We start from the raw sequence: 12,924 nt of genomic DNA, 5'->3' as shown, positions 1-12,924 counted from the left end.
CCCGAACTCAGAAGTGAAACGATGCATCGCCGATGGTAGTGTGGGGTTTCCCCATGTGAGAGTAGGTCATCGTCAAGATTAAATTCCGAAACCCCTATCTGCGTATGCAGGTAGGGGTTTTGTTTTTAGTAGAAGTCACCCATTTTCACTGGCACGTTGATGTTCTAACGGGCTGGTCACAGAATTTCTTGACGACCATAGAGCGTTGGAACCACCTGATCCCATCCCGAACTCAGAAGTGAAACGATGCATCGCCGATGGTAGTGTGGGGTTTCCCCATGTGAGAGTAGGTCATCGTCAAGATTGAATTCCAAAACCCCTGTCTGCTAACGCAGACAGGGGTTTTGTCGTTTCAGGGGTACTGAAAAGCCCGTTGTGGAGCCTCTCCACAACGGGCTTTCTCACGTCTTGCACCTGCCGTTGCGGGTTACTTCGGCGTGTTCCTGGCCTGGACTTCAGGGCTGTTGAGGTAGCGTGTAATGACCTCGACCCCTCGGTTCAGATGATGTTCGAGCAGCTTCACGGAGCGCTCTACGTCCCGTTCCTCGGCGGCCCGCAACAATGCCTGGTGGTCGTCCTGGGACAGTTTGCCCAGGCCCATGGCTTCCAGGTTGAAACGCAGGAAGCGCTCTTCCTCGTTCAGGCCGTCTTCAACCAGTTTCAACAGCCGGCGATTGGGCGCCCGGCTGTAAAGCGTCATGTGGAACAAGCGGTTGAGCCGGCCGATTTCGGTGTAGTCGCTTTGCGTTTCGAGTTCGTCGATGTAGCGGGCAGCCTGTTCCAGATCTTCGTCCTGGAGCAATGGCACCGAGAGACGCAGGGCCTCCGATTCCAGCAGGATGCGCAGGGCGTAGGTTTCAACGGCGTCTCCCTGGACCAGCGGCGCGACCACGGCGCCTTTATGGGCCACCACATTGAGCAACGACTGTGCTTCGAGCTGGCGCAAGGCTTCGCGAACGGGCATGCGGCTGACGCCGAACAGGTCGGCGAGGTCTTGCTGACGCAGGGCCGCACCGCAAGGGATGCGCCCGTCAAGTATTGCCGCGCGCAGGGTTTCCTCTATCACCGAGCGTGCCAGATGTGCGGGAATCGGCCCGTTGACCTTGATACTGCTGAGAGGGTTGGGCTTTTGTGTCACTAAACGCACCCTGAATAATGAAATTTTTGGATCCAAATGACACTAGTGACTGCCTGACAGCTTGTCAAACAAGTGAACGAGTGCCTTTCCTGCAGTTTAGCGCGCCGCCAGTGATCTCACCGTGCCATTGTCTTTTTCCGGTCTAACCTTCACCATTCGAACGACTCTCTCCTGTCTACCCAGGATGCCTCGCATTGGCGGCATGTTTAACGATCCCCCGGATTTTACGCTGGCTGTGTAGCGCATTGCTGCTGGCTGGCGTGATGCTGGGCAGCTTGAGTGCCGATTGGGACTTTTCCCTGATCAGCCGGCGGGCGCAGGCATTGTACGGACCTTTGGGAGAGGGTCAGCAACGCATTAATGATTGGCAATATTTGTTGGCCAGTCAGAAGCAGATCGGCGAGTCGGAACAACTCAATGTGGTCAATCGCTTCTTCAACAAACAGCTGCGATACGTTGAAGACATCGATCTGTGGCATGAAGTCGACTACTGGGAAACCCCGACCGAAGCTTTGTGGAAAGGCGCCGGCGACTGTGAAGACTACGCTATTGCCAAGTACTTCAGCCTGCGTCACCTCGGTGTAGCCAGTGAAAAGCTGCGGATTACCTACGTCAAGGCACTGACCCAGAACCGCGCGCACATGGTGCTGACCTACTACTCGAGTCCGGAGGCCGAGCCCCTGGTGCTCGACAGCCTGATAGATGCAATCAAGCCGGCCAGCCAACGAAAGGATTTGCTGCCGGTCTACTCTTTCAACGCAGAGGGATTGTGGTTGCCGGGTGCCAAAGGCAACAAAAAGGTCGGCGATACCAAGCGTCTGTCGCGCTGGCAGGATGTGTTGAAGAAAATGCAGGCCGAAGGATTCCCGGTCGAGACGACTAACTAGGAGCACGTGCTCAGATGTCTTTGTTCAAACAGCTGTTGATTGCTATCTGTCTGTTCCTGGTGGTCGCCTTCACCGGCAGTTTCATGGTCAGCCTGGAGAGCTCGCGCACTCAGTACGTCAACCAGTTGCGCTCCCATGCCCAGGACGCCGCGACCGCGCTGGCGCTTTCCCTGACCCCGAATATCGACGACCCGGCGATGGTCGAGTTGCTGGTCAGCTCGATTTTCGACAGCGGTTACTACGCGAGCATCCGCGTGGTCGATCTGAAGACCGACCAGCCCCTGGTTGAGCGCACGGGCATTCCGGCGGTCAACAACGTTCCGGACTGGTTCGTCAAACTGATCGGCCTGGAGCCCGCCGGTGGTGATGCGATCGTCAGCCGCGGCTGGGAGCAGGCTGCCCGGGTCGAGGTCGTCAGCCATCCGATGTTCGCGCTGGCCAAGTTGTGGCAAAGCGCTTTGGGCAGCCTGGGCTGGTTGCTGCTATGCGGCGCCGTCAGTGCGGTGCTTGGCGCGCTGTTGCTGCGCCAGCAATTGCGACCGCTGGATTACATGGTCAAGCAATCCCACGCCATCGCCCGACGGGAGTTCCTCAGCTTGCCGGAACTGCCGCGCACTCCGGAGCTTCGCCGGGTCGTGCAGGCCATGAACCAGATGGTCGAGAAGCTCAAGGCGCTGTTCCAGGAGCAGGCCGAGCGTAGTGAAAAGCTGCGGGTCGAGTCCTATCAGGATTCGTTGACCGGGTTGGCCAACCGGCGCTATTTCGAGATGCAACTGAATGCGCGGGTGAGCAACCCGGAGCAGGCCAGCTCCGGTTATCTGCTGCTGTTGCGGGTCAAGGATCTGGCCGGCCTCAACCAGCGTCTCGGTGGCCAGCGCACCGATGAAGTGCTCAAGGCCGTCGGTGAGCAACTGACTCGCGAGTGCGCCAAGTATCCGGAGACCCAGAACCTGGTGACCCGTATCCGTGGCGGCGAGTTTGCAGTACTGGCACCGGGGCTGGTGCGCGAAGAAGCGTTGCAACTGGCGCAAAATCTCGACAGCGCCCTGGCCAGTCTGCACGCTACCGGCGCCACTGATGTGGCTGCCGTAGCGTCTATCGGCCTGGCGCCTTTCGCTCATGGTGACTCGCCGCAAGCCGTGCTCAGCCTCGGTGATCAGGCGCTGGCCCAGGCCGAAGGCCAGGGCGAGCAGAATTGGGCCTGCATCGAACACAGCCTCTCGGCCAGTGTCGGCGACGATCACCACGCCTGGCACCTGATGCTTGACCAGGCGCTGACACAGCGGCGCTTCGAGCTGTATTTCCAACCGGTAGTGGCCGCCCAGGACACGCAACTGGTACTGCATTACAAAGTGTTGTCGCGACTGCTCGACGAACACGGCCAGACCATCCCCGCCGGGCGTTTTCTGCCTTGGCTGGAGCGCTTCGGCTGGACCGCGCGTCTGGATCGGCTGATGCTCGAACGGGTATTGGCGCAAATGAGCGAACATGAAGAGTCGCTGGCGCTGAATCTGTCGTCGGCGACCCTGGGCGACCCGCAGGCGCAAAACAAAATTTTCGAGCTACTGCGTGCGCATTCCAACCTCGGCCCGCGTCTGACCCTGGAGATTGGCGAAGAACAACTGCCTGATCAGGCGGTACTGGAGCAACTGACCCGGCGCCTGCGCGAACTCGGCTTCTCACTGAGCCTGCAACGTTTTGGCGGACGCTTCAGCATGATCGGCAACCTGGCGCGGCTGGGGCTGGCGTACCTGAAGATCGATGGCAGCTACATTCGCTCGATTGATCTGGAGAGTGACAAACGCCTGTTCATCGAGGCGATCCAACGAGCGGCGCACAGCATCGATTTGCCACTGATTGCCGAACGGGTCGAGACGGAAGGCGAGTTGTCGGTGATTCGCGAGATGGGACTATACGGTGTGCAGGGCCAGCTGTTCGGCGAGCCCAAGCCCTGGCGCTGATTTGATCGCTCCCACGCAGCGCGTGGGAGTGATCGCAAGGGTGTGTCAGATCAACCCGGTCTCTTCATCATCGATCAATTGGCTCAAGCCACCCAAGGCTTCACGGGCCTGGTTTCGGTCCATGAGTTTGGCCTGGGCCGCCGTCGGCAGGTCGGTGACGCGGATCACGCCTTTCTGGGTCAGCACCTGAATCAAGTCATCGAGTACCCGGATCATTTCCAGGTCACTTTGCTTGAGTTGTTTGAGGCTGTTCTCCACAGCCGCATTGGCAAACCAGGCCTGGATTTCATGATTGTCGGCCGGCAGCGTTTCAGTGGCCTCGGCGTAGGCGGCGGGCTCCACGCGTACCAACAGGCCCTGCGCATCGCGTTGCACGTAAAACATTGAGCATCCCTCAGAATTGAACCAGCGTCTTGCTGTCAGCAGCATAGGTCAACTGCGCGCCAGTATGTGGCGCAGCGACGAAATCGTCACCGGGCAGTGGACACAAACGTGACGACCGCCCCGGAAGGGGGCGGCCGTTTTCATGCATCAGCTGTTGTTGTGATCGATTTTGATGGTCGGGTCGCTACCGGCAATCAGGTTGTGCAGGTTGGCGCTTGACCAGTTGTTGCCCTCCAGCTTGATCGTCACATCCGGCGTGGCGGCTGCGGCGTTGCCAGAGTTGAACTGACCCGTCGAGCTGACTTGCAGCGACGACACGCCATCGACCGTGGTGATCTTCAGGAAGTTGTCGATGGTGCTGCCGGTTTCGCCCTGCAACAGATCGCGCAGGTCGATCCGGTCGCCTTCGTTGGCCTTGAAGTCCTTGATCACGTCGTTGCCGGTGTCGCCGGCTTTCCAGACGAAGGTGTCGCCGCCCAAACCGCCAGTCAGGGTGTCATTGCCTTTACCGCCCAGGAGGATGTCATTACCGTCGCCACCGTCGAGCAAGTCGTTTCCGGTACCGCCGAGCAGGATGTCATTGCCGGTGCCGCCGTAGAGTTTGTCGTCGCCGCCCTGGCCGAAGATGATGTCATTGCCGGCACCACCGAGCAGCGTATCGGCACCATCCTGAGCGCCGGACACATCGAACACGCTGTAGTGCTCGGTGATGTACTGGTGCACATTGCTTGGTGTGACCTGGTTGGTCTCGGCTCCGGTTTGCAGGCCGACAAACGCCTGCAGCGAAGCGTAACCCTCGCCGGTGACGCTATTGAAGCTCACCAGGTCGCCGAAGATGATGTCATTGCCATCACCGCTGTTGACGGTGTCTTGACCTGGTAGCGTGGCCTCGCTGTGGCCGAGAATCGCGTTGGCCAGATCCGCGGGGTTGATATTGGCCAGCGGCTTGCCGTCGGTGGTGTTGTACGGCGCCAGATCGCTTTCCTTGACTTCGCCGTTCAGGCCGATGGCTTGCACAGTGGAGTTGGCAGCCGCCAGCAGGGCAAATGCCGCTGCGGCATTTGAGGCACTGGTTCTATCGACGTAACCATCGCCATCGTTGGCCGACAGCTCATAAGTGCCGTCGCCTTGCGCATGAAGTGTCAGGCCACTGTACTTGGAAGAGCTCCAGTTACCCTTGCCGTCCTCACTCCATTTGTAAACGGCGCCATTGGCATCGACCAGCGTACGAGTCGCACCGCCGATCACTGTGGTGAACGCATAGCCAGGCCTGTAGTCACCCAGTTTCAACAGGCTGTCCAGGGTCAGGTCCGTGGCGCTGTTGGACTTGAAGTCGACGACGACTGGGTTGGTCTGTTCATAGCTGGTGTAAGCGGTTGGCTCACCGTCGGTTATGAAGTAGGTGAGATTGATCGCATTAGGGTTGCTCTTCGCATCAGCACTGTAGAACCAGTTGGCGGTGGTCTTGAACACGTCCTCGTAGTTGGTGTATCCACCCGATTTCATGCCGTCGAGAACCGACTTCAAGTTCGCCAGGGCATCTTTGCTGGACAGGTCGATCGAAATCGACTGTTTGACTGTCGTGTCGAAGTCCACGAGGAACACTTTCACAGTACCCGGATTCGCGTCTTTCGAGGTCGCACTGGCGATCAGTGAAGTAAACACCGCCTCCAGAGACTTCTTCGCCGCCGACATGGAGGCGTCGCCCATACTGCCCGAGCTGTCGACCATGAAGGCGATATTGTAGTTCTGACCTGGTGCGACCGTCAGCCCGCCGACATCCGACACCACGATGTCATTGCCACTGGTGCCGGTGACGGTGTCGTTACCTGCGGTGGCAGTGAGCGGGTTATAGACCGCTGGATTGATCGTGATCGGAATCTGCGTCGTATTGCTGGCCGAATCACCCTGGCTCTCGGTCGAGACTGCCGTAACGGTCAGCGTGTTGGTGCCGGTGGCGTACGGTGCCGGGGTGTAGCTCAACTTGCTCACGTCCCACCCGCTGAGGTTGACGACGCCGTTACCGGTGGTGCCGGTAAAGGTGTGCGTGCCATCGGTCAGGGTCGCACCTGCAGGGATGCCGGCGATCGAGGTAATGGTCTGGGTTTCAGAGCCATCAGTGTCCACTGACGTTACCTTCAAGCCCAACGCGATGCTGCTGTTCTCGGCCACCTGAGACGTGGTGGCGGTCACGATCGGAGTATCCGCGACCGCGGTCACACTAAGGTCCAGCGTGGTGCTTGAGCCGGTATTGGTGGTGTAGGTCACAGTCGGAACCTTGCCACTCCAATTGTCGGCAGGGGTAAAGCTGTAGTCACCGTTGGCACCGAGCGTCAGCCTGCCCACGTTTGCGATGGTGGCGGTCCCCCCCGCGCTGTACTCGATGCCACCGATAGTGAACTTGGTCACGCTGAGAGCGTTGTCCACATCACGGTCGTTGGTCAGTACGTTACCGGTGGAGATCTGGTCCTCAAGAGTGGTTTTGAGGTCCGCAGCCAGCACACTCGGGTCATCGACTGGCGTGACGCTGATATTCAGGGTCGAGGTGACGTTGGGTCCCAAACCGTCGGTGACGGTGTAGGTGACGGTTGGCACTGTGCCGTTGTAGTTGGCGACCGGGGTGAAGGTGTAGGCGCCGCTGGCTGCGATCACCAGGGTACCGACATTGGCGATGGTCGCCGTGGTACCGGCCGTGTAGGTGGTCGAACCGATGGTGAAGTTGACCACGCTGACCGGGCCATCGACGCTGCTCGTGCCGGTGAGAACGCTGCCGGTCAAGGCAGTGTCTTCCAGGGTCGAGAGCGTTTCGCTGGCGTCGGTGAAGCTGTCGTTGACCGGCGTGACGCTGATGTTCAGGGTCGAGGTGTCGTTAGGTCCCGAACCGTCGGTGACGGTGTAGGTGACGGTCGGCACCGTGCCGTTGTAGTTGGCGGCCGGGGTGAAGGTGTAAGCCCCGTTCGCGGTGATCACCAGGGTACCGACGTTGGCGATGGTCGCCGTGCTGCCAGCGGTGAAGGTGGTATCACCGATGGTGAAGTTGACCACGCTGACCGGGCCGTCGACGCTGCTGGTGCCAGTGAGGACGCTGCCGGTGAGGGCAGTGTCTTCCAGGGTCGAGAGCGTTTCGTTGGCGTCGGTGAAGCTGTCGTCGACCGGCGTGACGCTGATGTTCAGGGTCGAAGTGTCGTTGGTTCCCGAACCGTCGGTGACGGTGTAGGTGACGGTCGGCACGGTGCCGTTGTAGTTGGCGGCCGGAGTGAAGGTGTAAGCGCCGTTCGCCGCGATCACCAGAGTGCCGACATTGGCAATGGTCGCCGTGGTACCGGCCGTGTAGGTGGTCGAACCAATGGTGAAGTTGACCACGCTGACCGCGCCATCGACGCTCGAGGTGCCAGTGAGAACGCTGCCCGTCAGGGCGGTGTCTTCAAGGGTCGAGAGCGTTTCGTTGGCGTCGGTGAAGCTGTCATCGACCGGGGTGACACTGATGTTCAGGGTCGAGGTGTCGTTAGGTCCTGAACCGTCGGTGACGCTGTAGGTGACGGTTGGCACGGTGCCGTTGTAGTTGGCAGCCGGGGTGAAGGTGTAAGCACCGTTCGCCGCGATCACCAGGGTGCCGACGTTGGCGATGGTCGCGGTCTGGCCGGCGGTAAAGGTGCCAGGAACGCCGTCGATGCTGAAGTTGACCACGCTGACCGGGCCGTCAACGCTCGAGGTGCCGCTGAGGACGCTGCCGGTCAAGGCAGTATCTTCCAGGGTTGAGAGCGTTTCGTTGGCGTCGGTGAAGCTGTCGTCGACCGGCGTAACGCTGATGTTCAGGGTCGAGGTGTCGTTGGGTCCCGAACCGTCGGTGACGGTATAGGTGACGGTCGGCACCGTGCCGTTGTAATTGGCAGCTGGGGTGAAGGTGTAAGCCCCATTGGCACCGATCACCAGGGTACCGACGTTGGCGATGGTCGCGGTCTGGCCGGCGTTGAAGGTGCCAGTCACACCGTCGATGCTGAAGTTGACCACGCTGACCGGGCCGTCAACGCTGCTCGTGCCAGTGAGAACGCTGCCGGTCAGGGCGGTGTCTTCCAGGGTGGAGAGCGTTTCGTTGGCATCGGTGAAGCTGTCGTCGACCGGCGTGACGCTGATGTTCAGGGTCGAAGTGTCGTTGGTCCCCGAACCGTCAGTGACGGTGTAGGTGACGGTTGGCACCGTGCCGTTGTAGTTGGCGGCCGGGGTGAAGGTGTAAGCGCCGTTCGCCGCGATCACCAGGGTGCCGACATTGGCAATGGTCGCCGTGGTACCGGCCGTGTAGGTGGTCGAACCAATGGTGAAGTTGACCACACTGACCGGGCCGTCGACGCTCGAGGTGCCGGTGAGGACGCTGCCGGTGAGGACCGTATCTTCAGCGGTGGTCACGCTTTCACTGATATCGGTGAAGCTGTCATCGACCGGGGTAACGCTGATGTTCAGGGTCGAAGTGTCGTCTGTGCCGGAACCGTCAGTGATGGTGTAGGTAACCGTTGGCACAGTGCCGTTGTAGTTGGCAGCCGGGGTGAAGGTGTAAGCCCCGTTCGCCGCGATCACCAGGGTACCGACGTTGGTGATGGTCGCCGTGCTGCCGGCGGCGTAGGCGGTATCACCGATGGTGAAGTTGACCACGCTGACCGGGCCATCGACGCTGCTCGTGCCACTGAGGACGCTGCCGGTGAGGGCGGTGTCTTCAGCGGTGGTCACGCTTTCGTTGGCGTCGGTGAAGTTGTCGTTGACCGGCGTAACGCTGATGTTCAGGGTCGAGGTGTCGTTAGGTCCCGAACCGTCGGTGACGGTGTAGGTAACGGTTGGCACCGTGCCGTTGTAGTTGGCGGCCGGGGTGAAGGTGTAAGCCCCGTTCGCCGCGATCACCAGGGTGCCGACGTTGGCGATGGTCGCAGTCTGGCCGGCGTTGAAAGTACCCGTCACACCGTCGATGCTGAAGTTGACCACGCTGACCGGGCCATCGACGCTGCTCGTGCCGCTGAGGACGCTGCCGGTGAGGGCAGTGTCTTCCAGGGTCGAGAGCGTTTCGCTGGCGTCGGTGAAGTTGTCGTTGACCGGCGTAACGCTGATGTTCAGGGTCGAAGTGTCGTCTGTGCCGGAACCGTCGGTGACGGTGTAGGTGACGGTCGGCACGGTGCCGTTGTAGTTGGCGGCGGGGGTGAAGGTGTAAGCCCCGTTCGCTGCAATGACCAAGGTACCGACGTTGGCGATGGTCGCCGTGCTGCCAGCGGTGTAGGTGGTATCACCGATGGTGAAGTTGACCACGCTGACCGGGCCGTCGACGCTGCTTGTGCCGCTGAGGACGCTGCCGCTGAGGGCGGTGTCTTCCAGGGTCGAGAGCGTTTCGCTGGCGTCGGTGAAGTTGTCGTTGACCGGCGTGACGCTGATGTTCAGGGTCGAAGTGTCGTTGGCTCCCGAACCGTCAGTGACGGTGTAGGTAACAGTCGGCACGGTGCCGTTGTAGTTGGCGGCCGGGGTGAAGGTGTAAGCGCCGTTGGCCCCAATGACCAGGGTGCCGACGTTGGCGATGGTCGCAGTCTGGCCGGCGTTGAAAGTACCAGTCACACCGTCGATGCTGAAGTTGACCACGCTGACCGGGCCGTCAACGCTGCTCGTGCCAGTGAGAACGCTGCCGGTCAGGGCGGTGTCTTCCAGGGTGGAGAGCGTTTCGTTGGCATCGGTGAAGCTGTCGTCGACCGGCGTGACGCTGATGTTCAGGGTCGAAGTGTCGTTGGTCCCCGAACCGTCAGTGACGGTGTAGGTGACGGTTGGCACCGTGCCGTTGTAGTTGGCGGCCGGGGTGAAGGTGTAAGCGCCGTTCGCCGCGATCACCAGGGTGCCGACATTGGCAATGGTCGCCGTGGTACCGGCCGTGTAGGTGGTCGAACCAATGGTGAAGTTGACCACGCTGACCGCGCCATCGACGCTCGAGGTGCCAGTGAGGACGCTGCCGCTCAGGGCCGTGTCTTCCAGGGTGGAGACCGTTTCGCTGGCGTCGGTGAAGTTGTCGTTGACCGGCGTAACGCTGATGTTCAGGGTCGAGGTATCGTTAGGTCCCGAACCGTCAGTGACGGTGTAGGTGACGGTCGGCACCGTGCCGTTGTAGTTGGCAGCCGGGGTGAAGGTGTAAGCCCCATTGGCACCGATCACCAGGGTACCGACGTTGGCGATGGTTGCCGTGCTGCCGGCGGCGTAGGTGGTCTCACCGATGGTGAAGTTGACCACGCTGACCGGGCCATCGACGCTGCTCGTGCCATTGAGGACGCTGCCGCTGAGGACGGTGTCTTCCAGGGTGGAGGGCGTTTCGTTGGCGTCGGTGAAGTTGTCGTTGACCGGCGTAACGCTGATGTTCAGCGTACTGCTCGAGCCAGTATTGGTGGTGTATGTCACCTGTGGAACGTTGCCATTCCAGTCGGCAGCCGGCTTGAAGGTGTAGTCGCCGTTGCTGGAAATGATCAGCGTACCGACACCCGTGATCGTCGCGGTCTGGCCCGCCGTGAAACTGCCGTTGACCCCGTTCACGCTGAAGCTTGCGACGCTCAGGACATTATCGACATCCTGGTCGTTGGTCAGCACGTTACCGATCGCGTTGTGATCTTCTTCGACGGTGATCTGGTCCGACTGCAGCACGCTGGCGTCATCGACGGCAGCCACGTGCACCACCAGTGGCAGCGAAGTGCTCGCGCTTGGGGCATCGCCGTCTTTGGCGGTGGCCGTTACGGTCAGGGGGATGTCGCCATTGAAGTTCGTCGGCGGTGTCAGCTTGAGCGTGGACAGGTTCCAACCCGTAATGTCCACCGACGTCGAGCCGTCGGCAGCATTGAAGGTGTGGGTGCCATCGGTGAGGCTGGAACCCGCCGGCAAGCCGTTCAGTGTGAGGGTGAGCGTTTCCGAGCCGTCGGCGTCATTGGTGTGGGCCTGGATGGTGGACAACAGGATCGCGTTGTCTTCAAGGCCCGAGTTGAGCACCTGAGTGACATTGATGTTGTCCAGCAAGCCGCCCAGGCTGTTGCTGTCCCCAGCGCGGAACTCGAGTTTCTGGTTGCCATCGGCAGTGACCGGAATGTCGAAGCTGTAGTGCTGCATGCCCGTGGTCGAGGTGTTCAGGGTGCCAATGAGTTGACCGCCCCAGTACACGTTGATGAGCGAATTATCTACGCCGGCACGCGGTGCATAGTCGAACGACACGTTGTACGTGGTGCCGGCCTTCGCATCGATAGTGGTGTAGAGGTTGCTCGCATCACCGGTATTACGCTCGAGTTCGATGACCTGGTTATTGCCGCCGGCACCGTAGACGCTGGCTTTGCCGATTTCGACCATGCCCCCGTGGTTGTCAGTGTGCCAGGCGCCGTTGCCGAGCTTGCTGACATCGACGTCGATACTCGCAGCGACTTCCTGGAAGTCGGTCGAGGCAACAACACCGCCACCGGTCAGCGACAGGCTCGGGGTATCGGTGACTGGCGCGACGACGATGGTACCGGTCGCCGAAGTAGCAGAAGGCATGCCACCGTTGTCGGTCGCGCTGTAGGTGAAGCTGGTGGTGCCACTCCAGTCGCCGGTGGGTTTGAAGTAAACCGTTGCGCCATTGGCCGTTGCGGAGATCACGCTGCTGGCGGTCAGCTCGATGGTCCCGGTGGCGTCTGCGTAAAACTTGCCATTGGCCGGCAGGCTGGTCAGGGTGAAGTGATTGACGCTGCCGTCAATGTCATTGCCGCCGAGCTGCACGGCGATCAAATGATCTTCATCACCCCTGGCCGAAGTGGCGTTAACGGTCGGAGCGTCGTTGACCGGGTTGACCGTGATGTCCAGCGTGCTGGTGGAGTTGGTGTTGGTGGTGTAGCCGATCTGTGGAACTGTTCCGTTCCAGTTCGCGGCAGGGGTGAAACTGTAATCGCCGTTGGTGGCGATAGTCACAGTACCGACGCCGGAGATAGTCGCGACTTGACCCGCGGTAAAGGAGCCGGGGACGCCTTGTATGGTGAATGTCGCGACAATCAGAGCGTTGTCGACATCGATGTCATTGCCAAGCACGTTGCCCGTTGCAGCGTGGTCTTCATCGACGGTCTTTGTATCTGCAATCAGGACGCTCGGGTCATCGACCGGGGTGACGCTGATGTTCAGGGTCGAGGTGACATTGCTGCCGGAGCCGTCGGTGACGGTGTAGCTCACCGTGGGTACCGTGCCGTTGTAGTTGGTGGCCGGGGTGAAAGTGTAGGTGCCGTTCGCTCCGACCACCAGGGTGCCGACGTTGGCGATGGTCGCGGTCTGGCCGGCGTTGAAAGTCCCAGGAACGCCGTCGATGGTGAAATTCACCACGCTGACTGGACCGTCGACGCTGCTCGTGCCAGTGAGGACGCTGCCGGTCACGGCCGTGTCTTCGGCGGTGGTCACGCTTTCGCTGAGGTCGGTAAAGCTGTCGTCAACCGGGGTGACGTTGATGGTCAGGGTCGAGGTGACGTTGCTGCCGGAACCGTCGGTGACGGTGTAGCTGACGGTTGGCACGCTGCCGTTGTAGTTATCGGCCGGGGTG

General features: G+C 60.5%; 5 protein-coding genes and 1 rRNA gene. 3 read left to right on the top strand and 3 right to left on the bottom strand.

Annotation, left to right across the window (positions count from 1 at the left end):
* Positions 1-187 precede the first annotated feature (187 nt).
* Positions 188-303: ribosomal RNA gene (gene rrf / locus KW838_RS29140) — 5S ribosomal RNA — on the top strand.
* A 124-nt stretch (positions 304-427) separates the two neighbouring features.
* Here rrf and KW838_RS29135 read toward each other — a convergent pair.
* The gene (locus KW838_RS29135; RefSeq protein WP_102702741.1) at positions 428-1,138 is read right to left on the bottom strand and encodes a GntR family transcriptional regulator; all 711 of its coding nucleotides are present in this window, start codon (positions 1,136-1,138) and stop codon (positions 428-430) included.
* Between the two features lie 194 nt (positions 1,139-1,332).
* Here KW838_RS29135 and lapG point away from each other — a divergent pair, with 194 nt between their 5' ends.
* Together lapG and lapD are read left to right on the top strand one after the other, a co-directional pair.
* Entirely contained in the window at positions 1,333-2,025 is a 693-nt protein-coding gene (lapG, locus tag KW838_RS29130) for a cysteine protease LapG (RefSeq protein WP_102702740.1), read from the top strand.
* 14 nt (positions 2,026-2,039) lie between these two features.
* Positions 2,040-3,986: a cyclic di-GMP receptor LapD gene (gene lapD, locus KW838_RS29125; RefSeq protein WP_102702739.1), complete on the top strand. Its 1,947-nt coding sequence runs from the start codon at positions 2,040-2,042 to the stop codon at positions 3,984-3,986.
* A 45-nt stretch (positions 3,987-4,031) separates the two neighbouring features.
* Here the strand turns inward: lapD and KW838_RS29120 are convergent, their stop codons facing one another.
* Entirely contained in the window at positions 4,032-4,370 is a 339-nt protein-coding gene (locus KW838_RS29120) for a hypothetical protein (protein ID WP_015092944.1), read from the bottom strand.
* A gap of 147 nt (positions 4,371-4,517) precedes the next feature.
* Positions 4,518-12,896: a tandem-95 repeat protein gene (locus KW838_RS29115; RefSeq protein ID WP_218504361.1), complete on the bottom strand. Its 8,379-nt coding sequence runs from the start codon at positions 12,894-12,896 to the stop codon at positions 4,518-4,520.
* Between the last annotated feature and the right edge of the window lie 28 nt (positions 12,897-12,924).

The organism is Pseudomonas sp. PDM27, from assembly GCF_019219205.1.
Lineage (GTDB): Bacteria > Pseudomonadota > Gammaproteobacteria > Pseudomonadales > Pseudomonadaceae > Aquipseudomonas > Aquipseudomonas laurylsulfatiphila.
The sequence above is the reverse complement of the archived record's forward strand: the minus strand, read 5'-3'. Positions and strand labels throughout refer to the sequence as shown.